At 64.5% G+C, this 20,165-nt stretch carries 39 protein-coding genes; 6 read left to right on the top strand and 33 right to left on the bottom strand.

The features are described from left to right. The 32 genes from AC1DJN_RS01575 to AC1DJN_RS01420 form a co-directional block, all read right to left on the bottom strand. On the bottom strand, positions 1–980 hold a 980-nt coding region (locus tag AC1DJN_RS01575; protein WP_478038646.1), incomplete at its 3' end, for an SPRY domain-containing protein. Positions 981–983: 3 nt separating this feature from the next. Next, positions 984–1,220 carry a hypothetical protein gene (locus AC1DJN_RS01570; protein WP_442251165.1) on the bottom strand — a complete coding sequence of 79 codons (237 nt, stop codon included), beginning with the start codon at positions 1,218–1,220 and terminating at the stop codon, positions 984–986. 56 nt (positions 1,221–1,276) lie between these two features. Next, the gene (locus AC1DJN_RS01565; protein ID WP_442251164.1) at positions 1,277–1,648 is read right to left on the bottom strand and encodes a hypothetical protein; all 372 of its coding nucleotides are present in this window, start codon (positions 1,646–1,648) and stop codon (positions 1,277–1,279) included. 129 nt (positions 1,649–1,777) lie between these two features. Continuing rightward, the gene (locus tag AC1DJN_RS01560) at positions 1,778–2,251 is read right to left on the bottom strand and encodes a phage tail tube protein (RefSeq protein ID WP_442251163.1); all 474 of its coding nucleotides are present in this window, start codon (positions 2,249–2,251) and stop codon (positions 1,778–1,780) included. 78 nt (positions 2,252–2,329) lie between these two features. Continuing rightward, a complete protein-coding gene (locus tag AC1DJN_RS01555; protein ID WP_478038644.1) occupies positions 2,330–2,692 on the bottom strand; it encodes a DUF3168 domain-containing protein in 363 nt (120 codons plus the stop codon). Beyond that, a complete protein-coding gene (locus tag AC1DJN_RS01550) occupies positions 2,689–3,192 on the bottom strand; it encodes an HK97-gp10 family putative phage morphogenesis protein (protein ID WP_265951138.1) in 504 nt (167 codons plus the stop codon). Before AC1DJN_RS01550 ends, AC1DJN_RS01555 begins: the two co-directional genes overlap by 4 nt. Next, the gene (locus AC1DJN_RS01545; RefSeq protein WP_442251161.1) at positions 3,185–3,517 is read right to left on the bottom strand and encodes a phage head closure protein; all 333 of its coding nucleotides are present in this window, start codon (positions 3,515–3,517) and stop codon (positions 3,185–3,187) included. The genes AC1DJN_RS01550 and AC1DJN_RS01545 overlap by 8 nt, the downstream gene beginning before the upstream one ends. Next, entirely contained in the window at positions 3,514–3,936 is a 423-nt protein-coding gene (locus AC1DJN_RS01540) for a head-tail connector protein (protein WP_442251160.1), read from the bottom strand. The genes AC1DJN_RS01545 and AC1DJN_RS01540 overlap by 4 nt, the downstream gene beginning before the upstream one ends. 3 nt (positions 3,937–3,939) lie before the next feature. Continuing rightward, positions 3,940–4,371, bottom strand: coding sequence for a hypothetical protein (locus AC1DJN_RS01535; RefSeq protein ID WP_442251159.1), 432 nt, complete (start codon positions 4,369–4,371; stop codon positions 3,940–3,942). Positions 4,372–4,427: 56 nt separating this feature from the next. Further along, positions 4,428–5,675 (bottom strand): phage major capsid protein, encoded by a 1,248-nt coding sequence (locus AC1DJN_RS01530; RefSeq protein ID WP_478013520.1) that lies wholly within the window; start codon positions 5,673–5,675, stop codon positions 4,428–4,430. 67 nt (positions 5,676–5,742) lie between these two features. Next, complete coding sequence (locus AC1DJN_RS01525) at positions 5,743–6,504, bottom strand: head maturation protease, ClpP-related (protein WP_478038642.1); 762 nt, start codon at positions 6,502–6,504, stop codon at positions 5,743–5,745. Beyond that, entirely contained in the window at positions 6,467–7,771 is a 1,305-nt protein-coding gene (locus tag AC1DJN_RS01520; RefSeq protein ID WP_478038640.1) for a phage portal protein, read from the bottom strand. The genes AC1DJN_RS01525 and AC1DJN_RS01520 overlap by 38 nt, the downstream gene beginning before the upstream one ends. Then, complete coding sequence (locus AC1DJN_RS01515) at positions 7,771–9,441, bottom strand: terminase large subunit (RefSeq protein WP_478038638.1); 1,671 nt, start codon at positions 9,439–9,441, stop codon at positions 7,771–7,773. Before AC1DJN_RS01515 ends, AC1DJN_RS01520 begins: the two co-directional genes overlap by 1 nt. Positions 9,442–9,444: 3 nt before the next feature. Then, the gene (locus AC1DJN_RS01510; RefSeq protein WP_442251154.1) at positions 9,445–9,825 is read right to left on the bottom strand and encodes a hypothetical protein; all 381 of its coding nucleotides are present in this window, start codon (positions 9,823–9,825) and stop codon (positions 9,445–9,447) included. Between the two features lie 164 nt (positions 9,826–9,989). Beyond that, positions 9,990–10,316, bottom strand: a complete 327-nt coding sequence (locus AC1DJN_RS01505; protein ID WP_442251153.1) for an HNH endonuclease signature motif containing protein — start codon at positions 10,314–10,316, stop codon at positions 9,990–9,992. Beyond that, a complete protein-coding gene (locus tag AC1DJN_RS01500; protein ID WP_442251152.1) occupies positions 10,316–10,576 on the bottom strand; it encodes a hypothetical protein in 261 nt (86 codons plus the stop codon). The genes AC1DJN_RS01505 and AC1DJN_RS01500 overlap by 1 nt, the downstream gene beginning before the upstream one ends. A 155-nt stretch (positions 10,577–10,731) precedes the next feature. Further along, the gene (locus AC1DJN_RS01495) at positions 10,732–10,935 is read right to left on the bottom strand and encodes a hypothetical protein (protein WP_442251151.1); all 204 of its coding nucleotides are present in this window, start codon (positions 10,933–10,935) and stop codon (positions 10,732–10,734) included. Then, positions 10,935–11,267 (bottom strand): DUF1064 domain-containing protein, encoded by a 333-nt coding sequence (locus tag AC1DJN_RS01490; protein ID WP_478038635.1) that lies wholly within the window; start codon positions 11,265–11,267, stop codon positions 10,935–10,937. Before AC1DJN_RS01490 ends, AC1DJN_RS01495 begins: the two co-directional genes overlap by 1 nt. A gap of 8 nt (positions 11,268–11,275) precedes the next feature. Beyond that, positions 11,276–11,752: a lysis system i-spanin subunit Rz gene (locus AC1DJN_RS01485; RefSeq protein WP_442251149.1), complete on the bottom strand. Its 477-nt coding sequence runs from the start codon at positions 11,750–11,752 to the stop codon at positions 11,276–11,278. Further along, complete coding sequence (locus AC1DJN_RS01480; protein WP_442251148.1) at positions 11,749–12,063, bottom strand: hypothetical protein; 315 nt, start codon at positions 12,061–12,063, stop codon at positions 11,749–11,751. Before AC1DJN_RS01480 ends, AC1DJN_RS01485 begins: the two co-directional genes overlap by 4 nt. Next, positions 12,060–12,548, bottom strand: coding sequence for a glycoside hydrolase family 24 protein (locus AC1DJN_RS01475; RefSeq protein ID WP_442251147.1), 489 nt, complete (start codon positions 12,546–12,548; stop codon positions 12,060–12,062). Before AC1DJN_RS01475 ends, AC1DJN_RS01480 begins: the two co-directional genes overlap by 4 nt. A 64-nt stretch (positions 12,549–12,612) precedes the next feature. Continuing rightward, positions 12,613–12,900: a hypothetical protein gene (locus AC1DJN_RS01470; RefSeq protein WP_442251146.1), complete on the bottom strand. Its 288-nt coding sequence runs from the start codon at positions 12,898–12,900 to the stop codon at positions 12,613–12,615. A gap of 180 nt (positions 12,901–13,080) precedes the next feature. Continuing rightward, positions 13,081–13,509: a hypothetical protein gene (locus tag AC1DJN_RS01465; RefSeq protein ID WP_442251145.1), complete on the bottom strand. Its 429-nt coding sequence runs from the start codon at positions 13,507–13,509 to the stop codon at positions 13,081–13,083. Beyond that, the gene (locus tag AC1DJN_RS01460; protein ID WP_442251144.1) at positions 13,509–13,835 is read right to left on the bottom strand and encodes a hypothetical protein; all 327 of its coding nucleotides are present in this window, start codon (positions 13,833–13,835) and stop codon (positions 13,509–13,511) included. The genes AC1DJN_RS01465 and AC1DJN_RS01460 overlap by 1 nt, the downstream gene beginning before the upstream one ends. Continuing rightward, on the bottom strand, positions 13,832–13,957 hold the full coding sequence (locus tag AC1DJN_RS01455; RefSeq protein ID WP_442251143.1) for a hypothetical protein: 126 nt from the start codon (positions 13,955–13,957) through the stop codon (positions 13,832–13,834). The genes AC1DJN_RS01460 and AC1DJN_RS01455 overlap by 4 nt, the downstream gene beginning before the upstream one ends. 74 nt (positions 13,958–14,031) lie before the next feature. Next, positions 14,032–14,397: a Ref family recombination enhancement nuclease gene (locus tag AC1DJN_RS01450; RefSeq protein ID WP_442251142.1), complete on the bottom strand. Its 366-nt coding sequence runs from the start codon at positions 14,395–14,397 to the stop codon at positions 14,032–14,034. Further along, positions 14,397–14,591 carry a hypothetical protein gene (locus tag AC1DJN_RS01445; RefSeq protein WP_442251141.1) on the bottom strand — a complete coding sequence of 65 codons (195 nt, stop codon included), beginning with the start codon at positions 14,589–14,591 and terminating at the stop codon, positions 14,397–14,399. The genes AC1DJN_RS01450 and AC1DJN_RS01445 overlap by 1 nt, the downstream gene beginning before the upstream one ends. Further along, a complete protein-coding gene (locus tag AC1DJN_RS01440; protein WP_442251140.1) occupies positions 14,588–15,259 on the bottom strand; it encodes a hypothetical protein in 672 nt (223 codons plus the stop codon). The genes AC1DJN_RS01445 and AC1DJN_RS01440 overlap by 4 nt, the downstream gene beginning before the upstream one ends. Next, positions 15,249–16,145, bottom strand: coding sequence for a helix-turn-helix domain-containing protein (locus AC1DJN_RS01435; RefSeq protein WP_442251139.1), 897 nt, complete (start codon positions 16,143–16,145; stop codon positions 15,249–15,251). Before AC1DJN_RS01435 ends, AC1DJN_RS01440 begins: the two co-directional genes overlap by 11 nt. Before the next feature lies 1 nt (position 16,146). Then, the gene (locus tag AC1DJN_RS01430) at positions 16,147–16,458 is read right to left on the bottom strand and encodes a winged helix-turn-helix domain-containing protein (protein WP_442251138.1); all 312 of its coding nucleotides are present in this window, start codon (positions 16,456–16,458) and stop codon (positions 16,147–16,149) included. After that, positions 16,455–16,985, bottom strand: a complete 531-nt coding sequence (locus tag AC1DJN_RS01425) for a phage regulatory CII family protein (RefSeq protein ID WP_442251137.1) — start codon at positions 16,983–16,985, stop codon at positions 16,455–16,457. Before AC1DJN_RS01425 ends, AC1DJN_RS01430 begins: the two co-directional genes overlap by 4 nt. 110 nt (positions 16,986–17,095) lie before the next feature. After that, positions 17,096–17,500: a hypothetical protein gene (locus AC1DJN_RS01420; protein ID WP_442251136.1), complete on the bottom strand. Its 405-nt coding sequence runs from the start codon at positions 17,498–17,500 to the stop codon at positions 17,096–17,098. A gap of 121 nt (positions 17,501–17,621) precedes the next feature. Between AC1DJN_RS01420 and AC1DJN_RS01415 the strand changes: the two genes are divergently transcribed. The 6 genes from AC1DJN_RS01415 (at position 17,622) to AC1DJN_RS01390 (ending at position 19,805) form a co-directional block, all read left to right on the top strand. Next, the gene (locus tag AC1DJN_RS01415; protein ID WP_442251135.1) at positions 17,622–18,296 is read left to right on the top strand and encodes an XRE family transcriptional regulator; all 675 of its coding nucleotides are present in this window, start codon (positions 17,622–17,624) and stop codon (positions 18,294–18,296) included. 211 nt (positions 18,297–18,507) lie between these two features. Next, on the top strand, positions 18,508–18,708 hold the full coding sequence (locus AC1DJN_RS01410) for a hypothetical protein (protein ID WP_442251134.1): 201 nt from the start codon (positions 18,508–18,510) through the stop codon (positions 18,706–18,708). Further along, positions 18,705–18,920 carry a hypothetical protein gene (locus AC1DJN_RS01405; protein ID WP_442251133.1) on the top strand — a complete coding sequence of 72 codons (216 nt, stop codon included), beginning with the start codon at positions 18,705–18,707 and terminating at the stop codon, positions 18,918–18,920. Before AC1DJN_RS01410 ends, AC1DJN_RS01405 begins: the two co-directional genes overlap by 4 nt. Next, a complete protein-coding gene (locus AC1DJN_RS01400) occupies positions 18,920–19,162 on the top strand; it encodes a hypothetical protein (RefSeq protein ID WP_442251132.1) in 243 nt (80 codons plus the stop codon). Before AC1DJN_RS01405 ends, AC1DJN_RS01400 begins: the two co-directional genes overlap by 1 nt. 86 nt (positions 19,163–19,248) lie before the next feature. Next, complete coding sequence (locus AC1DJN_RS01395) at positions 19,249–19,461, top strand: hypothetical protein (protein ID WP_442251131.1); 213 nt, start codon at positions 19,249–19,251, stop codon at positions 19,459–19,461. After that, complete coding sequence (locus AC1DJN_RS01390) at positions 19,458–19,805, top strand: hypothetical protein (protein ID WP_442251130.1); 348 nt, start codon at positions 19,458–19,460, stop codon at positions 19,803–19,805. Before AC1DJN_RS01395 ends, AC1DJN_RS01390 begins: the two co-directional genes overlap by 4 nt. Before the next feature lie 6 nt (positions 19,806–19,811). Here the strand turns inward: AC1DJN_RS01390 and AC1DJN_RS01385 are convergent, their stop codons facing one another. Next, positions 19,812–20,042 (bottom strand): hypothetical protein, encoded by a 231-nt coding sequence (locus AC1DJN_RS01385; RefSeq protein WP_442251129.1) that lies wholly within the window; start codon positions 20,040–20,042, stop codon positions 19,812–19,814. Positions 20,043–20,165: the final 123 nt, after the last annotated feature.

The raw sequence follows: 20,165 nt of genomic DNA, 5'->3' as shown, positions 1-20,165 counted from the left end.
TTCCATGCCAGAGTCGCGACATTGGGGAGGAAGACGCCACGGTTGATGGGCTGGCTCAGGTAGTCGTGTGCATCACGCAGGTGCAGCGTCTTGCTGCCGTCGTCGTTGATCTCGATCTGATCGATCGCGCAACGGAACACCGGCACTGCGTCTGCGAGCATGGCGGTCTCATCGACCATCAGAATGCGGACCGATGCGCCGGAACCGCCCGAAAGGGCGAGGCCGTCAAGCATGCCTTCGCTATCGACCACAACGCACTCGGCTGCCGCCGTCTGCGATACCGGATCACCACCCCACGGCCAGAAACTCAGTTCCTGCACCAGGTTCACGCCCTCGGCCACCAACCCTTCGTAGCGGGCATTTGCGGGGCTGTCGCCTGGAGCCGAAAGCCAGTCGGCATCAGCAAGGCGAGTGGCAGAGACTTGCGCCTGATCCAGCCGCCACCCGGCAATAGCTGCATCACTGCGCGCGCCCCACTGCCCGGCGTTGACCGCCAGGCACAGGCCGCCCGCTTTGGTGGCCGCCAGAGACGCCGCAAAGTAGAGCGGCCCAGCCAGCAGCAAATCCCGCTGATGCACCATTGCCCCATTGAGGTAGAGCTGCAGGCGAGACGGGCCACCAAACACCACACGTAGCCCGACGATATCGCCCTTGGCCACTGTCGGCAGTCCAGTGGCAATTGCGCCGATTCCTTGAACCAGCCGACCGGTCGCCAGCTCCCACCCGATGCCAGCACCGTTGGAACCTGGCGACTCGTTGAGCGGCGCGGCTCCAGTTACAAACCCGACGACCGCCGCCAGATCGTCATCGCCCCACGCGGCGAACTCGACGCCCACCGTTCCGCTACCGAGCGCGAAGTCGGAGCGCGCGCACCTGTGCGCGTCCGCGGCAGCGGTAGTTGCGAGCGTAAGCCCGCCGTCGCGAGCTGCGAGCAGAGGRCCAATGGGAAGCGCTGCGAAGCGCCCGAAGGTGTCAGCCATGGGTCATCCAAGGGAATCGAACCACTCCTGCGCCTCATCGTCGTCAGAACGAGGCACCAGGGCGTCTAGGAAATGCTGCATGCCGCGCTTGGTTCCGCCTTGGCTGTGTGCAGCTGTGATGTACGCGATGAATGCAGCAGGCTTCTGGTGGATGCTGACTGGGTCGATGGGGTTGCGCTTGTGGAACTCCCACCACCACAGGAACTCCCGGCGCGACATAGTGGATCGCAGCTCCGCCACCGTGCGATGCAGATGGCCGGCAAGGACATGCCAGAACCAATCCTCGCCGCGCTGCCTTAGCCGTTTCCCGCTTCTTCCCGCAGGGCGTCAGCGTCACTTCCGAAGCCTGCGTGCTTGAGCGCAATGGTCTGCAGACTTGCCGCCACCTTCGGCTTCAACTCGCCGGCCTGCTTTTCAGTGAGTACCCGCTTGCCGCTCTCATCGCAGATCGTGGCCGCAATCAGCTTGGCACGGTCGGCGGTGCTCCACAGCTGGCGGAACTCGGTATCCGGCAGCGCGCGCACAAAGAACTCCGCCTTGGTGCCGTCCGGCAGTTCGATGGTGTCCGGCTGCACGTCCTTTGCGGCGAACAGGCCGGCGCTGGTGAACGCCTGAAGGATGCTCACCGTTCCTGCCAGGGCTTCGCTGTTGTCGTTGGTCTTGCTCATGGGCCGTTTCCTTGAATGGCGACAGGGCTCGCGGGCCGCGCACGGCTAACACGCGGAGGATCCGCGCGCCCTGCCAAAGAGAAGGCCCACCGAAGTGGGCCGAAGAGGGAGAAGGCGCCGTTATGCCGATCAGGGCGTCGGGCGGTGGGTGGTGACTGCGCCCGAGCCACGGATCGTGATCGTGGCTTTCCACACGTCGTTGTCCTGGCTGGTGACGGCGAAGTTCTGCACGAAGCCGTCGAACTGCTTGGACAGAACTGTGGTCGGCGGGGTGATCTTGCCGGCCACTGCCACCGGCTTCTCCACGCCCTCGGTCTCCGAGAGCGGCGCGGTCACCAGCCAGTTCACGACGGCGCCGGTTTCGTGCAGCTGCTCCATCTTCTCGTGATCCACGCTGTCGTAGATGATCTCGATGCTAGTGCTGCCGGTCTGCTTGCGGCCAGCGACGAACTGATCCCAGTCGTCGTCGTAGTCGGAAATATCGATCTCCGAGGCCTGGCCATCCGGGAAGCCGACCGAGCGCAGGCGGGTCACCTTGATGACCTCGGCCGCGGCAATGGCGACGAACAGTTGGGAGTGCTTCGACTTGATTACCTGTCCCATAGGGGTTTCCTTACGTTGTGCCCGTCGCCGGGCATGAAAAAGGCCCCTTGCGGGGCCGGTGGATTGCCGTTGAGTTGGTCAGYGGATCTGCAGCAGTCGAACATCGAAGGAGATGCCAAACGCGCCTGTATCGTCGTCATCAGGCGGGGGGTTGTAAGACTCGATGCTGCCTACGGTCTCGACAGCATCGCGAATTGCCACTGCGGCAGCATTGGCTTTGGACGTCGATTTCCCCCACACCGTCAACCGGACACGCCATCCATCGGTCGGCGGTCGCTCGGACAGCAGGTTGGTTGGCGATCCGCCCACAACGCCCCAGGTGGCGTAAGGCAATGCGGTGTCCTGCGGCGCAGTAGAGGGGAAAACACGGACGGGATCACCAAACAGACTTCGCACGGCCTCGTCGCCCTGCAGCAGCTGCTGGATAAGCGGCACCATCATTTCCACCCCCTTGCCTTCATTACCCGGTCGATAGCCGCGCGGGTCTGGTCGACAATCAGCTGCGCCGCCTGGGGCCCGTTTGCCTCGGCGGCTGGCGTCAGGAACGGCTTCGCAGCCATCTTCTTCGTGCCAAATTCCAGATAGCGCCAGTAGCTGGCCCAACCTGCCTGCACGTAGACTTTGCCAACCCGACGCTGCCGGCGGTTTCTCTTGGTGTTGGCGTACTTCGCACGCTTACCCGTCTTAACGCCAACGGTGAAGTACTCGCCACCTGGCCCAACGCCGGCCCTGTTGCGATTGCGCGCATTGGCCCTGCGTACCACGATCTGTGTGGCCAGGAAGCCACTAGCACGCGGCACTCGCGCGCGTGCCGCATCGCGGATCAGATTTCCGCCCCGACGCAGCGCGGTCTGCAGCGGCTTTCCCTGCAGCTCGACCGGCAATGCCTTCAGCGACGACAGGAGCCCATCAAGGCCGTGGATCTCGATCTGCTCAGCCATCGGATAGCCCCGCGTCTACCATCAAGGTAATGTGCCCCCGCGCCGTGGGATCAGGCAGGACAGCGCGGATTGCGTAGCGCTGGCCGTCAAACACCGCGCGCATTGTGTTCAAGACACCAGGCAGATACGGAATTTCCATGCGTGCTGTGACCTGGCCGTGCTCAGCCGATGCCGCTACGAATTCGCGCCCTGAAAGCGGCACCACCTCCGCCGGCACGTCTGCCTGCCAGTCCACCCACTCCAACTCATCGCCTCCAAGCGGATCCCGCACGGGTTCTTGCACCTGCAGGGCAATGCGATGGCGATACTTGCCGGCCCGCCTCATGGCAGCACCCGACGGTATGGGAACATCAGGCGATCCACGGTTGGATTCTCGACACAGGTCGCACCCACCACCAATCCTTCGCGATTGGCGTAGAGGTCGCCCAGCGTCAGCAAGATCGCAGCGCGCAGCGGCCCTGGCATCGGTCCCGGGGTAGTGGTGAAGAGAACCGGATACTCCCCGGCAGCGCTCGTCACCGTCGCCGGCTCAATGGGGAGAGGCGATTGCCGCTGTCCCACTGGCGTCCATTCGTAGGAAGCCTCCACCAACGCATAGCCGGTATTGCGCTCCACGGACTCGCGAGCAGCGGCAATGAACGCCCCGATCAGGGCGTCGTCGGCGTTATGGATTACGACAAGATGCGCCTTCGCTTCACTCAGCGACACAGGCTCCTCGGTCGCCGGGCTCACCGTGCGCAGCATGGGCTACTCCTCCGGCGTTGCCGCCTTGATCGCGTTGGGATGGGTGTCGATCAGCCCGCCTAGGCGCAGCGCCTCGGCGTGGGCCGCATCGACTTGGATTACTTGGCCAACCTTGCCCAAGTGGTTGTCGCTGAGCACCAGAGCCGCCACGGTCTCACGCTCCGACGGCTGCGGCGGCTGGTCCGGCGGCGACGCGGCGCTCTCTGCTTCGGCCGCGCCGCCGTCTTCGCCCAAGCCGTCGACCACCTGGCCGGCCTCGCCGATGACCACCTCGGCGCCGCCGGCACTCGGCAAATCCGCATCGCCGGTCAGTTCTTCGGGCTTCTCACCGGTGGACGCGCCAGCATCAACGACTACCGGGGCCGTGACGGGCGCGCCAGCCTCGGCCGCGACAACTGGCGCAACCCGCGTTGCGGTGTTCTTCTGCTTTGCCATGATCGTCTCCGAGGGACGCCCCACGCGGGGCGCCCCTCCGTTCGTGGTCCGGGCGTTTAGGCCGCGGCGCCGTGCTTGAAGGTCTTCAGCGCACCACCCACATCAACGAGGTTGCCGCCGGAGCGCATCCACGCCATGAAGCCCACCTGTCCCTTCTTGACGTAGGCCGAGTCGTTGAAGCGGAACAGGGTCACCGCCATCACGTCGCGGATCTTGTAGTAGCTGAAGTCGCCGAACGCGATGGACGTGGCGCCGGCCGCCGGCGCCGGGGCGTGCTGGTTGATCTGGATATCGCGGTTGAGCAGGCGATCCGGCGCACCACCCGGATTGCCCTGCTCGTAGCCCGGCACGAAGATCGGCCGCCCCTGATCGTCCTTCACCTTGCGAATCAGCTTGAGCATGTCGTCGTGGAACATCCACTTCGCCAGCGCGCGATAGGCAGGGTCGACGCTGTGCTCCAGATCCACCAGGTCGTCATAGGTGATGATCGGGAGGGCCGACACGGAACCGATCTTGCCGACCGAGGCCGCGGTGAAAGCACCCATTGGCTGACCGGTGCCGCTGCCGACGGTGTAGTTGCGATTGGTGATGCGGCCCAGCCGGGTCTGCAGCCGCTTCTCGATGAAGCCGGCGATATCGGCGGTGCTGTCCTGCAGCAGCTCCCACGGCACGGTCACCACCTTGGAGCTGTACTTGTAGACCTGCAGGCCCTTGGTGCCGAAAGCCACATCCTGGTCGGTCGCGGACTGGTTCTCGGCCACCAGCTCGCCCTCTTCCGAGGTGCCGTCGCTGGTCGGGTACTGCATCGGCTCGCCGCCGGCAGTGCTGAACACGTCGGCCACCTGGCGCATGCCGCCGTAGGCCTTGAGGGATTCCAGGATCTGCTCAGCCAGCGTGGTCGGAACGGTGTAGCCACCCTGTTCCGGGTTCACGGCCGGGTTGCCCGACATGGCGGCGTTGACCTGCTTCCAGTCCTCGGCGTTCAGGGCGCTGTCACCGCCGCGTGCCCAGCGGTCGAACAGCCGCATTTCGTTGGACAGCTCCCGGCCACCACGCGTCGCCGAGGTGGCGTGTTCGCGCACGCCCTGTTCGCGCAGCGCCTCGTCGGCCGTCAGGTCCATGACCTTCTGGTGGCGCTCGATGGCCGCATCGATGCGCTCGATCTCGCCGACGTTCTCGTCGTACTTCTTCTGGTTCTCGGGGGTCCACTTGTTGCCGTCACCGGTGCTGGTGTCCAGCAGGTTGCGGGTTTCCTTTGCCAGCGCGGTACGGCGCTCCCGCTCGGCCTGAATGTTGAAGGGCATTGGCTATTTCCTCTGGTCGAAAAAAAACCGCCTTTCGGCGGTCGGAGTATCTGCGGGCGGGAGTCGCTTACGCAGCGGAGCGTTCCAGCAGCGCCAGACGGCGCGACAGGTTGGCTTTGTGGGCCGCGGCGGCAGCGCCGTCGTCGGGTTCGGTCTTGCGGTTGGCCAGCGCGGCCGGCGCGTTGTCGTAGGCGGACAGATCCCAGGTGGCGGAGGCCTTCTTCTTGCCCACGACCTCGACAACCCGGTCAGCGAACCCGTGTTCCTTGGCTTCGTCAGCCGTGAACCAGGTCTCTTCGTCCATCCACTGGACGATCTGCGCCTCATCCTTGCCGGTGCGGCGGGTGTAGTCGCCAGCCAGGCCGGTATCGATCTTCGCCAGCAGCTCGCCGGTCTTGGTCATGTCCGCCTTGTTGYCGACGGCTACGGTCCAAGCGTTGTGGATCATGAAGCCGGCACCCTGGCTGATCTCTACCTCGTCACAGGCCATGCAGATGCCTGTGGCTGCCGAGGCAGCCAGCCCGTCAACGTGGGCGATGACAGTCGCCTTGTGCTGGGCAATGGCGGTCATCATCGAGCGGGCTGCGAATACATCACCGCCGGGTGAATCGATGCGCAGGTGGATCACGTCTGCGTCTATGCCGGCCATGGCTTGGGCGAACATCGTTTCGTCAATGTCGCCCCACCACCCGCCGATAACGCCATGCAGGTAGATCGTGGCTTCCTTGCCTTCCGTGTCGGCCCGGATGGGCTTGGATTGGCTGGCGTTATTCTTGGCCAGCTGCAGCAGCTTAGGAATCGGCATCGTCAGGGTTCCTTTCAGGGTCATCGCCGCTGGGCTTTGCCGGTGGCGCGGGATCTTTCGGTTGGTAGAGCTCGTCGCCACCCTCGATGGGCGGCAGGTTCTTGAGGCGGCGGACCTCGTTGACGACCATCCAGCCTTGCGTTCCGGGGCCGCCCAGCGCCTTGCTGAAGTACTCAGCCTGCGTTTTCGAGTCACCGGCCATGAACATGTCCACGTTGTGCTCAACGAAGTAGCGCGGCGTACGGAACAGCTTGCGATTCAGCTCGTCCTTGATCCGTTTCAGGTRCGGACCCAGCGTGTACTTCACGAAGCCGATGCCCATGCTCTCGATGCCACTGCCCCAGCTGGTGGACTTGGTCGTCTCGCCGATCATGTGAGGCGGAACACCGAATGCACGCGCCACGTCGATGACCTGCCACTGCCGGGACTCCAGCAGCTGCTGGTCGACGGCGGACATGGTCAGTTCCTTGATATCGAGCCCTTCCGTCAGGATCAGAGGTATGCGGCGGTTTCCCTGCGTGCCTCCATACTTCTTGACCCAGGCATCGCGGAAGTCATCCTGCATCGCCTGGTTCATCTTGTTGGTCGCCGTGATGGCCACCTCCGGCTTACCACCTTCGCTGAAGAACTTGCCGGCATGCTCATCCCCTTGGATGGCAATGCCGATGCCGTTCCGGGCCCCCCACTGGATCACCGACATGCCGTGCACGCCGTTGAATCCGAAGCCGGGGAAATGGAGCACGTCGTCCTGGTCAACGGTGAAGTACCCGTCCACGTCGTGGAACGTGTACTGCAGGCGCGTCGGTTCCCGTGGGCTGGCCTTCTCCTGCTTGAGGATCATCACTCTGTCGCGGGGCCAGGGAATCAGCCCGGTCGCCACGCCGGCGCGGTTGCGCGTCACATAGGCAACTCCATCACCGCGCAGCAGCATCTGGCCGACGATGAACTCCCAGCCAGTGGCGCTCGACCAACCGGAGGAAAACTGCTCGTTCAGCATCCACCAATAGTCGTGCTCCGCCCGCTTGCGGTGACCATCCACCCGCTCAAAGATGGGCAGCGGCAGCTGGGCAATCGCACCGGCAAGCAGCGAGACGGCAGCGAACACCGCCGAGACCCGCATCGCGGATTCCGGGCTGACCACCGCTCCAGAGGCGGTCGTCGGGTTCCCGAACACCTCGAACATTGCCGGGCTGGAGGATTGGATCACCTCGCCATCGACCAAGTTGCTGATCGTCGGCTCGATACGGTCGCGGGCATCGGCCCGCCGGTTCTTCTCGAATAGTCCGAACATCAGTCGATCACCACGAAGCCTTGTTGGGTTGTGCCGGTGTCCCGCGCCTGCATGGCGCGGCCCATGGCCATGATTAGCGCCACCGCGCCGTCGATCTTGCTTTCCATCTTCTCCTTGCGCGGATAGACGTGCTCCTTCGCGTCAAGGCGCGCAACCACGTTCCCCATCATCCAGGTCATCGCCGCGTTGCCGTCATGCCACAAGCGACGTGAGAGAATCAGCGCTTCCACTTCCTTCATCGGCTCAGATAGATTGCGCACGGACTGTGCCATCTCGACCACCGGCAGGCTTTCCTGCTCCAGCCTCGTCATGAGGTACGCCGCCTGGGCTGGATCGAATGCGATATCCCGCACGTCGATGCCGCGTGCGGCAAGCTCCTTCAGCTCTTCTTCGATAAAGGCGTAATCGGTCATGTTGCCGGGGGTGGAGACGATCAGCTCGTCCAGCAGGAAATGCTGGTACTTTTCGTTGTCCTCCACGGCCGATTCCGGCACATAGAACCTCGGGATGACGTAATAGCTGTCGTCCTTCTCGAACAGCATCACGACTGCGGCCACGTCCAGCTTGGAAGCCAAGTCAACGCCGATCCAGCAGGGGCACCCGGCGAAGTCGTCAGTCTCAAACGCCCGCTTCTGCCGTTGCCACGCCAGCATGTTCATCCACGCGAGCTTGGCGCCCACCCAGTCGTTCAAGTGCTTGGTGCGGAAAGCGCTCTGCTTGCTCGCTGACCGCTTTGCTTTGGCCAGCTGATCGAGCAGGAACTGCTCGAACACAGACACGCCGTAGTTGGGGTTAGCTTTGCGCAGGCTCGCCGGGTCGTCCCAACGGTCGCCCTCATCAATGCAGTAAATCGCGGCGAACACCGTTTCGTCGGTGACCTCGCCGCGCAGGATGCGTATCGCATCGCCCCGCATTTCGAAGCAAGGGCCGGATAGATTGGTGCCGGCTGTGGTGATGATCGACAGCAGGGGCTGCTCGCGCGCGCCCATGCCCGTTTCCATCGCATCGACCATGTGGTCGTCGTCGTGCTCGTGGTACTCGTCCAYGAGCGCAGCATGCGGGCTCGAACCGTCGCCCGGCTTGCCGATCATCGTCTCGAACTTCGACATGTCCTCCATGACGAAGAGCGGGCCGGGGTTCTTCGGGTTGCCAGCCTGCTCAATGCCGAAGCGCGAGCGCAGCGCCGGCAGCTTCTGGACCATCTGCCAGGCCGGCCGAAACACCTCGAAGGCCTGTTTCTCGCTGGTGGCGCCTGAGTAGACCTCGGCACCTGCCTCGCCGTCTGCGCAGAACAAGTACAGGCCACGGGCAGCCAGGCGAAGCGACTTGCCGTTCTTGCGCGGAATCTCCTCGTAGGCACGGCGGAAGCGCCGATGCCCCGTCTTCTTGTGGATCCAGCCGAACAAATTGCACTCAATGAAGCGCTGCCAGGGCTCAAGCACCAGCAGCCGTTTCTGCGCCGCCCACTTTCCCTTGGTGTGCGGCATCTTCTCCATGAAGCGCACCGCACGGTCTGCCTTCTCGGCGTCGTACTTGTAGGGCCAGTCGGCCCCCTTTCGCTTCAGGTCATCGAGGAACCGCTGGCAGGCCAACCGGATGAACTCGTTGGCAATGATCTTTCCCGCCGTCACGCCCTTGGCGTAGGCCTTGGCTGATTCGGTCGGGGTCATGGATCAGAACTCGTCGAATGGGTTGCCCTCCGGGGTCTTCTCGGTCCCCAGCTTCTGGCGGTCCGCCGGGGTCAATCCCAGGCGCGCCAAGCAGCCGATCAGGTGGGAGTACTTGGCCGCGACGAATTCGCCGGGCTTGGCACGGAACTCGGAAAGCAGCGAGGACGCCACTTCCATGATGAAACGGTCGGCACTGGTGAGGACGCCCGGCAGGGCGCACTTCTCCAGCTCCTTCCAGACCACTGAGGCCTCTGCCGACAGATGACCCGGCACCTTGCCCAGCGCCTTCCCCGTCTTTGGCGCCTCGGTCTTGTACCGCTGCGGGTTGCGCTTATCCGCCCCCTTGAGCTTGGCCAGCTCGGCGGGCTGCTTGTGCCTGGCCATCGCCGGTCAGCTCCAAATCTGAAATTCAAATTCTGTGGACGCGCGAAGAAAGGGGGGCGCGCGTATCGTCGCGAGAGGGCGCCAAACTTTGACCCTCCCCCCCGTTCAAATGTTAATATTTCGTTAATTGCGATGATGATGCGTGTTCCACGCTCGTGGAACCATCAGTCCCGCATTCCTCGGCCGAATCCGCCGTTCTCCAGCACTGTTTTCGTGCTGTGACACGGCCGGCACAGGGGCTGCAGGTTGCTGTCAGCGTTGTTGGCATCGTCCCCGTCGATGTGGTCGACCTCGGTGGCTGCCCGCACCCTTCCCTGCTCCGCACAGCACCTGCACAGCGGCTCACGGGCCAGCACCACCGCTCGGATCCGCCTCCAGAGCGCTGAGTTCGTGGCCAGCGCACGGCGGGCCTGCCTCTTGCGCACCTGGGCGCTGGTTTCTTTGTAGGGACGCCAACCTGCCGCTCGGTGCTGCGGTGGCCTGACAGGCATCAGTACGAGTTCCCATCCAAGTCCACGCGCGGAGACTCGACACCTTCGTCCGAGACCGGTGTGCCCGCCTCCTCCCCCAGCAGCTGTGCAACAGCTTGGACCAGCATGCCGACATGCACCCCCAGTTCCGCGATCTGCTCGCCCTGCTGCTCGATCACCCCGACCAGACGGTCAATACGAGCGTCGGCGCCGCCGGCAATGCGCGCGGCCTTCTCTGCGGCCAGCTCAGCCGCCAGCGCTTCAATCCGTGCAACGTCCATCAGTAGCCCTCGTTGTTCGCAGTACCAAGCCTCGGCGTATCCAGCCCTCGACCCGATCCCAGTCCGGTTCCATGCCCGTAGCCTTGGCGAACCACATCACTGCAGCCAGGTAGCACCGCAGCCACCAACGCATGCGCACCGCTACCATCGCGGCCTCAGCCATTGAGGAGCTCCACTTCGACGTGACCGTGCACGCTATGGGTCACAGGCTCATCGCCGTCCATGCGGATGGGATCCTCGTAATGCCGCACTTCACCGGTGACTGTGTTGGCGTAAACAGCCCGCTTCACCTCCCGCCCGTCCACCAGCACCCTGCGGCGCCCTCGGCCGTCTCCAGGGGTATGAATATGTCCGCTCATCAGAACTCCTCCACTGCCCAGCCGCCGCCGTCGCGCTTGAGCTTGACCTTCACCGCAATGAAGCGGAACGGGTACATGGCGGCGGCAATCTYGATCTTGGCCCTTGCATCGTCCTGCCAATGGCCCTTCACCTCGTGGCACTCCATGACGCCATCGGCTGCCAGGACGGCGAAGTCCGGCGTGAAGAACGTGTTGTCCGCCAGCCGCAGCTTCAGACCCTCGAACCGGTGCCACTGGATCTCGCCGACAGCCTGCTGCGCGCGCAGCCGTTCCGCATAGGCGGTCTCGGTCTTGTTCATGTCGCCGCCCTTCAGCCGGCCCAGGGCCAGCATCCGGCGGTTCATTGCGTCACCGGCTGCCGGTCGGCAGCGATCACCGCTTGGCAGGCCCGGATGTGGTCTTCGGCGTCGGTGACGATTCGAACAGCAGCTCCGACAACCTCTGGACGTAGTTCGGCGCGCGCATCACGTTCGACGGCGCCGGCGGCAGCTTCGGACAGGCGAGCGGTATGGCAGGTGGCGAGGTCGTCGCGCAGGCGGAGATTGCCGCTGCGCAGGCCAGCCACAACAGCAGCAGGGACGGCCTCAGCCGCGGTCCGGTCTTCTTCATGCTTGGCTCCAATGTCAGCCAGCTGCAGCGCCTTGCTCTGCTCGGTGGCGCGGGTTTGATTCACCTGGTCGGCGAATGCCTCAGCGCCGGCGGCGCGTTGATTGGCGGCTACACCTTCAGATCGGTCGCCGCGCCAAGCCCAGCCAGCACCGAACATGGCACCGGACCAAAGCGCGAAGGCGGCGACCGCGATGGCGATCCTGCTCACTCGGAACCTCCTACCCTGATCGTGTCGCTGTCCGGGTCAAATGGCGGCGGCTCCAAGCCGGCTGCGCGCATCAATCCTTCAAGCCGGTAGATATGGCGGATCAAGCGCAGCTCCCTGGCTTCCATCCGCCCAACCCGTTCGCCCAGCCGGGTCACTTCCTCGCGCATCAGCTGGATCACGTTGACCTCGGCCCCTTCCCTGGCGGTCTCTACGAACTGCTTGCGCCACCACAGTGCAACACCACCAGCGCCGACCATCAGACCGCCAACGGCCGTACCGATGGCTTGCCAGTCCACATCGACCCCGGTCACGGAGCCACCGTCCCGCCAGCCTTCCGGTAAGCAGCCAGCAGGTCAGCCAGCCTGTGCTCGTTCTGGCCATAGCCAGCACCAGGCAGGCTTGCCCATATGTTGCTGACTTGCTTGATGGCCTCCGCGATCCTTCCCGCCCGGATCAGCGGCAGAGCGCGGCGCTCGCGGATCTGCTGGAGTGCGATCAGGTCCTGGCTTAGTGGCGAGAAGTCTTTCAGGCCCAGCGTTTTTCGGTAGGCATCGTAGTAGCGGCGCAGCAGCTGGTATCGGCCGGCGGCGGTGGACTGGATACCCAGCTTGGGCAGAGCCACCAAGACTCGGGGGTGATCCGCATAGCCATTGAACAGCTGACCACCGACGATCACGTCGTAGCCACGATCTTTCGTCGGCTGCTTGCCGTTGTCGGTCCCTTCGGACCACGCCAGCATGTCGAGGAAGGCCACGACGTTCACGCCGCCAGCCTGTTGGGGAGTGAGTCGTGCCATGAAATTTCCTAAAAAAAGACCCCGGATAGCCGGGGTCAGAGTGATCTCGCATTTGAGGGCAGCGTTACTCCGCCAACTCCGACAGGAGCTTCATCTTGTTGCCTGCCCGGGTCTGCTCAACTACCAAGTGATAGCCACCGCGTCCTTCGATAATTTGCACCTCGGGCGCGTCGTCGCCCGCAACCTCTTCGAAAGCCTCTTCAATGCCGCGGTAAGGCGTCTTGGCGATCTTCTCGACGTCAAACCAGAGGTACAACTCAGCAAAAGTCACATGGCTTACGCCGTGCAGCCACGCTTTCTCAACTCGACTCAGCAGAGCAGAACGGTGTCTCTTCTCTTTCGGCAATGACATCTGGTGCGCCCTCTAAAATTGAGAACACAGATTAAATTAGAACTTTAGATTAAACAAGATTTTTATTTAGAACCATTGGTCCAATAAAAAAGCCCTCAGCTTGCGCTGAAGGCTTCTATGTCAATGTGCCCGCATTTAACCCCTTGCAGGTGGCACCTGTCAAGAGGTATCGCGCGCGCGTTAGGCAGCGATTTGCAGCCCGACCAGCATCCCGTGCAGACGGTCCTCGCCCCGCCGAACAAGGTCCAGATACGCCTTGACGTGCAGCGCGCGCTCGCCGGCCCTCTCCAGCAGTTGCAGCGCCACTTCAAAGCGCTCCACCTTCTTGCGGCCTCGCCCGCAGTAGTACGCGCGGAGTGTGCAGGCCATCGCCATGTTGTCCTTGGCGATCACGCTCACCAGGTCCTCGATGCGCTGTGCGCGGGTGTCCGTTTCCATCGGCTTGAACCCCTGCGCGCGGCCGGGCATGTCCCCTTGGTAGTCGATCAACACCGCCAGCATGCTCTGCGCATTGCTACCGGGGTGGCCACTGTCACGATGCAGTGCGCATTCGCGTCCCCAATGCTCAAGCTCGCCCCGGACGTATGCGCCGAAGGTGTCGATCTGCATCACGCCACCTCCGGGCCGGCCGGCTCGGTCGCATAGTGCGTGATAGGGCCGTGGTCCTGGGCGCTGTCCGGCCGCCAGCTGCCGAACAGCGGCCGTTGGCTCACCGAATCCCACAGCATCAACCGCGTGCCGTCCTGCGGCGCGTCTCCGATGGGCTTCCAGTCGTGGGCCAATGCCATGCGAATCGCTCGAATCGCGGCGGCCGTCGGAACAATGCCCAGCTGCGGAATCGAAAGATCCATCATCAACTCGGCCGTGACCCCGTCCGGCGCCAGTTCCATGGCCTCGCACAGCAGGCTTCGCGCAGTCCTTTCGAGTTCGCTCATGCCGCCTGCTCCCAGCTGGTAGGAAGGCGCTGCACCTGGCCGCCACGGGCCTCGAACTGCTCCACCGTCTCGGTCTGACCGGCGGCGAACGTGCCCGGCTTCCTGCGCTTGGGTCGGGACACCGTGTTGTGGTCCATCCGCCGTTCCCGGGGCGCGACTTGAGGGTTCAGCCTCGGCGCCAATTTCTTCGTTGTCTTCATGCTGCCGCCCTCAGTTCGTTGATGTAGGTCTGCTGCGCGATCAGCTCGTCGTCCGATCCGAACGCCTTGTGGAATCTCTTGGACCAGTGCAGGGGTGGGCCCCAGCGGGCCACCATTTGCTTCTGGGTCATGTGTTCACTGCGGTAGCGCTGGTGATGCCACTGGCACAGCGCATAGCCGAAGAAATGGCCGCGCCGGATGTTCCCCGACTTGGCGTGGTTGTACTCGCAGCCGTAGACCACGTGCTTCTTCGCCATCAGGCCTTGCGCGTAGCGAACGAGGCACGCCATGCACGGTCCCGTCTTCGCCAGTTCGATGCGCGCTGCCTCTGCCATCGTCGGCGGCGGTGCGTTCGACCACATCAGCGCAGCTCCGGAATCGGGCCGGCATAGCGGGTAATCGGGATCTGCCTGCAGCCGTCGCGCCAGACCGTTGAGCCTCGCGTTGCGTACAGCACCAGCGGCTTGACCCCATAGCCATAGGCCAGATACCAGCCGGCCACCGCCACCGGCTCGGACACAGGGCGCACCTCCAGTTCGACGTGGTCCTGCCTCATGCCGCTGCGTCCTGAGCGGGACCGAACAGCTCGGCGATTTCTGCCAGGCGCTGCTTGGTGCGCTCGTTCGCTTCCGGGCTCGCCTCCACTCGGCCGGCGAGCAGGGCCAGCGGATTGAACGCGGGCGTGGCCGGCGGCAGCGCCAGGTGATCGGCTACCTGCTCGTGCGCCAAGCGGCCAGCGTCCACCGCCAGCTGCAGCGCTGCGGCGCGGGCACTCGCGTCATGGCCCAGCGACGGCTGATAGACGGCGCAGCCACCCACAGCGCGCGCACTCTTCACCAACCGGGCGTACACCTCCAGAAACGCCTGCCGGGCTGCGATCTTGTCGCCCTCCTCGACCAGAGGCAGCGCCGCCGTCCATGCGTCCCTGGTTTGCTCGGTCCATACCACGGTCACCGCCTCGTCAGCGGCCCGGATCGCCACAGCCCACGCTTCGTTCGGTGCCGGGTGCCCGTCGTCAATGCGCTCCATGATCGCGGCCAGGCTCAGCCGGCCCTTTACCTCGCGGCGGCAGGCGGTCAGCGCCTCGGCCAGCACGCGCAGCGGGTAGGAGGCCAGGTCGGTGACCATGTACGCCGCAGCGGTCGGCCGAATCTGCTCGCCCATCACCTCGGCCGTGGCCACCAGCATTTCGACCAGCGTGTCCTGTTCGGCATCACTGAGCATCGGCGTTCCCCTTCAGGCGGCGCAGCAGCGCCTTGGCGTCGTCGGCCGCGTTGGCATTGGCCTGCGTCTGGTCCTGCTGCCGGGCGCTGGTGTCGGTCACCTGCCGCCCGGTCGCCCACTGCGTGCGGTACGCCTCGGCCCCGGCCAGCAACACGCCCAGGTCGTGCATCCGCTTCACGGCATAGTTCTCGTTGACGCTCAGGAACCAGCCGGCCACCAGCGGCGCCTCTTCACGACCCAGGCGTTTCACCAGATCCCGAACGTTGGTGTTGACCTTGGCGTTGCGGACGGGGTCCACACCGTGGCGGATGCGGTAGGCCGCCCGGTAGACAGCCCACGTCGCCTTGCAGGCCAGCTGCATCTGCTCTTCCTGCTCCGCCTTCGTCAGCGGCGCGGCCGACAGGCCCGCCGGAGATGACGGTTCTTCTGACGGTTCATTGGTGGTTATATGACGGTTAGGCGGCACGGGGCGCACCTCCAGACCTGCGCCCGCTGCATCCCCTCCTGCACGGGGCGCATCCCCACCTGCATCGGGCGCACCCCCTGCACGGGGCGCAGCACCTGCGCCCGATGCAGTACCGGTTTTTCCGGTCTTGCGAGTGCCCTTCGATGGCGCTGCGGCCTTGTCGAACTTGGCCGGGGTGACGTTGTAGACAGTGCTGCTGTTGAACCTGCGGTCGCGGGTCAGTAGGCCCACGACTTCCAGATGATCCATGGCGGTGCGGACAGCGCGCGGCGACATGCAGCAGCGCGCGGCGATGGTGCCCACCGCCGGCCAGCACACRCCGTCGTCGTTGGCTTGGTCAGCCAGCGAGATCAACACAGCCTTCTGCGTGACGCTCAGGCCCTGCAGCGGCCAGCACTGCGACATGATGATGGTCGACATGTCAGAGTCCCAGCGTCATGTTCTGGCCCCGGGCCACCGGCCACCAGGTACAGGCACTGCGGCCAGACACTGGGCAAGGCTTCTTCGGGCCCCGCCACACGCGGCCGGTTTCGGCCAGTTCGGGAAGGCGTCGAGCGAGCACGTATCGGCAGATGCCCGTCTCGTTCGCCAGTTCGAGGCTTGTCAGGCCCGGGAAGCGACGCACGGCGGAAGCTGCTGCGGCTTGCTGGTCGCCTTGGATGCCAGTAGCAGCGATGTAGTTGGCTGCCTCGTGGCTGGTGCTGGGATCGGTGGAGCGAGCGGGATGGTTCATAGCACCGCCCTCCCCTTCGCCGCAGCGCGCGCAATGTTGCGCTCCAGACGGTGCGCCATCGTGCGCAGCGAGCGGACCTCGGCCAGCATCAGTCGCGCTTCGTCACTGTCGATCTGTTGATCTGCGATGGCGTCCAACGCGGTGCCCGACAGGGCGCCCATGCTGCGCTGGATCTCCAGCAGCTTGGTCTGCAACGCGGCGATCTCGTCCGACCACCCCCCCTCCGGTGCCGGCGGCACCACATCCACGGCCATGCCGAACTGCCCGGCCAGCGCCTGCATCCAACCCAGCGCGCGGTCTGCACCGCCCACCTGTTCCTGCATCCACTCGGTCAGCAGTTCGGCGATTTCGATGGTTACCGATTCGCCCTCAAGGCCGCGCAGCTTCGCGCGCAGCGTCTCCGGGTGCATCGACTTGCCCCGGCGCTGTGCCAGGTACGCGGCTGCAGCCTGCACACCGCCCGGCGTCTCGCGCACAGCGTTGTAGAGGGTGTCGAGCCAGCTAAGGGGTGAGGTGCGGCAGGTCATGGGGTCACCTTGGGAGGGACGGTTTTTCAAGGTTTCGGGCTGTGCTCGGGTGGCGCAGGATTGGCGCCATGGAGATCAACAACTCAGGGAAGACGGCCAGGGATGGCCTTTCAGGCGGTGTCGACCGGGCCTATGCGGTTCGCGTCGGGGTCATGGATCACGGGCGCCATGGACGGCGGCGGCTCTTCGATGCCGAGCAAGCGAAGTACCTGCGGAATGCTTGGCACCTGATCCTCTTCCGCCCACGTTTCGACCAGCTCTGTGGGCAACTTCAGAACCTTGGCCAACTGCATGTCGGTGCTCAGGCCAAGCTTCTCGCGCAGCGCGCGCTTACTGATTCGGCCGACGACCGGCCTCGTGACTGCCGCCGAGCATTCCGGCGCGGCTCGTTTTGCGTACAGCTTCAACAACGCCAGAGCTGCGGCCGCTCGAGGCGACTGTGAGCGCCCAGACGCGAGATCGCCGACCGTCGATCCGGCTGAGCCAATCGCCTCGCCGATCTGGGCATACGTCATGCCCCCCGACTGAAGCTCCCCGATGATGCACGCCCATGATTTGTCCATACCGCCCACACTACGGTATTCCGTAGGTTGCAGTCAACGGCATTCCGTTACGGCATTCCGTTCCAATACCAAAATGGAAACCATTGGCAGCAGAATCCGCGCCGAGCGCGAGGCCCAGGGGATTAGCCGTGCCGAACTGGCGAAGTTCGCCGGCATTGCCTCGACAACCCTTTCCAACCTTGAACTCGGCTTGTCGAAGTCCAGCACGGCCCTGCACAAGATCGCCTCCCGCCTAGGCGTCCACGCGGACTGGCTGGAAAGCGGCAAAGGTCCGAAGACCACAGAAGATCGTCCCGTCGCACCGTTCTCGGAGACTGAGACGCCTCCCGGCTATGTTCGCTTCGACTTGTTTGAAGGGAGTGCGGGGATGGGAGCAGGGATGGTCAACCAAGACTACCCGGAGGTAGTGAAGACCATCGAGGTCGCCGAATGGGAGGTGCGCAGGAAGCTCGGCTACCTGCCCCAGCCTGGCCGCATCCAGCTCATCACTGGCCGGGGGCCCTCGATGCGGCCGAAGCTGGAAGACGGCGACATTGTGTGGATCGACACCAGCTGCGACTACTTCGACGGCGACGACTACTACCTCATCAACATAGGTGGCGAGACGCAGATCAAGATGCTGCAGAAGCGCGGCGATGGGCTCTATGTGGTCAGCGTCAACACGGACTTCCCCGCCTATCGGCCAGATCCCGGTGACGTGAGCATTCTCGGCAAGGCCCTGATCCACGCAGGCCTGCGAAAGTTCTAAGTGGCGTCCCAAATTGGGACAAAGAGGGAGCCCCGCCTAGCGGGGGTTTTTTCGTTCCAATGGTCACGCTCCATTCGGTCAAAGATGAACCGAATTCCGTATATTCAGAATCTAGTACGGAATTCCGTTTGACACCTCAATACGGAATTCCGTAGTCTTTCTCCGTCGCCCAACACCACCCCATCCCGGGGCCGGGCGCAGGAGATCACACATGGCCAGCCTGTCCCTCGGCGCCTTCAAGCAACTGCAGCCCACCGCCGCGCCGATGCCAGACGTGGGCGCCGGCATCGTCGCCCTCAGCGTTGGTTGCGTAAGCATCCACCTCGGCCCGGAAGAGGCCGACCAGCTGGCAGTAGAGCTGCAGCGCGCGGTCCTGCAGCTGCGCGGCGAAAGCCAGGACGCCGCCGCATGAGCGCCGTCATCGCCAACCACTCCCCCATACAGCGCGCGGCAGCCGCCGCCGGCATCGTGCGCCGCGCCGCTGGCCGCTGGGGCGTGCGCCCCGAGCTTGTGCGCTACGTGGCCGGTCACGCAGCCGCCGGCGTCCTCCTGCACGGCCAGAGCGTCGCGGGTGCTGTCGCAGAGGCGCGCAGCACAGCGCGCGCCAAAGCGGGAGCCTCCTGATGCGCCACCTGGCCCTGCCCTTCTACTGCGCCGTCATCGTCGGACTGCTGCTGGCGCTGCTCGCGCGCGCCATCTACACCGGAGCCGCGTCGTTCCTCCTGCCCTGCGGCGCCGGTATCGCCTACTTCGCCTGGTGCGGCGTGCGCGACCTCCTGCGCAACTGGCCCGCCTTTCGCAAGGAAATGCGACAGCGCGCGGCGGAACGACAGCGCGCGCCGATGCAGGCCGACGACACCCACTGATCCCCTGCCCTGCGCTCTTCCCTGTAGCTCAGGGAACCCGCGCCGGCCGGGTTCCACCAGCCGGCAATCCATACCAGGAGTCCAGCGTGCGTAACCAGCTCGACATCTTCGACCACGACCCAGCCCGCATGGTCGCCGCCAACCGCGCGGCCGCAGACCACGCGCTGCACGACGTGCAGTTCACCGAAGCCGAGCGGCAAAGCCGCGCTGCCCACTACCTCGGCGAAGCCGAACGCTGGGAAAGCCTGGCCGCGCACAGCACGCGTGCCACCACCGCACGCAAGGAGCAAAACGCATGACTACCGAGATGACCCCCGCCCCCTTGGCGATCGTAAAGCCCGGAGGTTGCATACATTTCGCAACCGTTCCGTATGATCGCGCGCGTGACCTCATCGGCGATGCGTACTGCACCGGCACGCGCGGCATTGGCTACAGCCAGCAAATCATGGAGCCGCAGGACGCAATCCTCTCCATCCCGCCCTCCCCGGCGGATCAGGGGGATGCGATCACTGCGCCCATGATGGAAGCCGCTGCCAATGCGCTCGCCAGGTGGGCGGGGCAAGCGGATGGTAGCAGGTGCATCCATGAGACGCGCTCAGCGCTGGAAGTCGCCATTTTTACCGGCCAGGCGGTGGGCAAATGAGCCGCTCTATTCCAGCGCGCACAGCGCAGCGGCAGCGTCCTGCGCCTGCTGCTTCGCAAGCGTCAGCGCTTCACAAAAGCTGTGCTTCGCATCCGTGGTTCCCTCGGCTACGGGCTTGGTGCAATCGCGCGATCCGATCAGGTGCACTCGCCAACTGCCTTTCCAGTGGCCCGCTGCCGCGCACTGCTCCCCGACCACACTCCATTCAATCAAATACGGACCTACAACCTCGTACATGGCGCACCCCCTCCCTGAGTGACGTTGGCATCCAGGACGGTGAGCACACGTTCCACGGATCGCTATTGTCGGATAAACGCAGGAATGGCGTGAAGCCCTTGTCAGCACCCGTGAACTCGTGCT

This window comes from Stenotrophomonas sp. 05L414_2 (assembly GCF_056397905.1).
This window is presented reverse-complemented; position numbering and strand designations above follow the sequence as displayed.

Bases quoted from the DNA above. Each gene is read 5' to 3' on its own strand.
- AC1DJN_RS01425 (WP_442251137.1), bottom strand. From the start codon at position 16,985: ATGACCTGCCGCACCTCACCCCTTAGCTGGCTCGACACCCTCTACAAC.
- AC1DJN_RS01560 (WP_442251163.1), bottom strand. From the start codon at position 2,251: ATGGGACAGGTAATCAAGTCGAAGCACTCCCAACTGTTCGTCGCCATT.
- AC1DJN_RS01550 (WP_265951138.1), bottom strand. From the start codon at position 3,192: ATGGCTGAGCAGATCGAGATCCACGGCCTTGATGGGCTCCTGTCGTCG.
- AC1DJN_RS01530 (WP_478013520.1), bottom strand. From the start codon at position 5,675: ATGCCCTTCAACATTCAGGCCGAGCGGGAGCGCCGTACCGCGCTGGCA.
- AC1DJN_RS01495 (WP_442251151.1), bottom strand. From the start codon at position 10,935: ATGAGCGGACATATTCATACCCCTGGAGACGGCCGAGGGCGCCGCAGG.
- AC1DJN_RS01545 (WP_442251161.1), bottom strand. From the start codon at position 3,517: ATGAGGCGGGCCGGCAAGTATCGCCATCGCATTGCCCTGCAGGTGCAA.
- AC1DJN_RS01440 (WP_442251140.1), bottom strand. From the start codon at position 15,259: ATGCTCAGTGATGCCGAACAGGACACGCTGGTCGAAATGCTGGTGGCC.
- AC1DJN_RS01535 (WP_442251159.1), bottom strand. From the start codon at position 4,371: ATGGCAAAGCAGAAGAACACCGCAACGCGGGTTGCGCCAGTTGTCGCG.
- AC1DJN_RS01475 (WP_442251147.1), bottom strand. From the start codon at position 12,548: ATGGCACGACTCACTCCCCAACAGGCTGGCGGCGTGAACGTCGTGGCC.
- AC1DJN_RS01510 (WP_442251154.1), bottom strand. From the start codon at position 9,825: ATGGCCAGGCACAAGCAGCCCGCCGAGCTGGCCAAGCTCAAGGGGGCG.
- AC1DJN_RS01415 (WP_442251135.1), top strand. From the start codon at position 17,622: ATGGAAACCATTGGCAGCAGAATCCGCGCCGAGCGCGAGGCCCAGGGG.
- AC1DJN_RS01410 (WP_442251134.1), top strand. From the start codon at position 18,508: ATGGCCAGCCTGTCCCTCGGCGCCTTCAAGCAACTGCAGCCCACCGCC.
- AC1DJN_RS01465 (WP_442251145.1), bottom strand. From the start codon at position 13,509: ATGCAGATCGACACCTTCGGCGCATACGTCCGGGGCGAGCTTGAGCAT.
- AC1DJN_RS01450 (WP_442251142.1), bottom strand. From the start codon at position 14,397: ATGTGGTCGAACGCACCGCCGCCGACGATGGCAGAGGCAGCGCGCATC.
- AC1DJN_RS01500 (WP_442251152.1), bottom strand. From the start codon at position 10,576: ATGGACGTTGCACGGATTGAAGCGCTGGCGGCTGAGCTGGCCGCAGAG.
- AC1DJN_RS01540 (WP_442251160.1), bottom strand. From the start codon at position 3,936: ATGCTGCGCACGGTGAGCCCGGCGACCGAGGAGCCTGTGTCGCTGAGT.
- AC1DJN_RS01430 (WP_442251138.1), bottom strand. From the start codon at position 16,458: ATGAACCATCCCGCTCGCTCCACCGATCCCAGCACCAGCCACGAGGCA.
- AC1DJN_RS01390 (WP_442251130.1), top strand. From the start codon at position 19,458: ATGACTACCGAGATGACCCCCGCCCCCTTGGCGATCGTAAAGCCCGGA.
- AC1DJN_RS01405 (WP_442251133.1), top strand. From the start codon at position 18,705: ATGAGCGCCGTCATCGCCAACCACTCCCCCATACAGCGCGCGGCAGCC.
- AC1DJN_RS01460 (WP_442251144.1), bottom strand. From the start codon at position 13,835: ATGAGCGAACTCGAAAGGACTGCGCGAAGCCTGCTGTGCGAGGCCATG.
- AC1DJN_RS01385 (WP_442251129.1), bottom strand. From the start codon at position 20,042: ATGTACGAGGTTGTAGGTCCGTATTTGATTGAATGGAGTGTGGTCGGG.
- AC1DJN_RS01505 (WP_442251153.1), bottom strand. From the start codon at position 10,316: ATGCCTGTCAGGCCACCGCAGCACCGAGCGGCAGGTTGGCGTCCCTAC.
- AC1DJN_RS01565 (WP_442251164.1), bottom strand. From the start codon at position 1,648: ATGAGCAAGACCAACGACAACAGCGAAGCCCTGGCAGGAACGGTGAGC.
- AC1DJN_RS01420 (WP_442251136.1), bottom strand. From the start codon at position 17,500: ATGACGTATGCCCAGATCGGCGAGGCGATTGGCTCAGCCGGATCGACG.
- AC1DJN_RS01445 (WP_442251141.1), bottom strand. From the start codon at position 14,591: ATGAGGCAGGACCACGTCGAACTGGAGGTGCGCCCTGTGTCCGAGCCG.
- AC1DJN_RS01400 (WP_442251132.1), top strand. From the start codon at position 18,920: ATGCGCCACCTGGCCCTGCCCTTCTACTGCGCCGTCATCGTCGGACTG.
- AC1DJN_RS01470 (WP_442251146.1), bottom strand. From the start codon at position 12,900: ATGTCATTGCCGAAAGAGAAGAGACACCGTTCTGCTCTGCTGAGTCGA.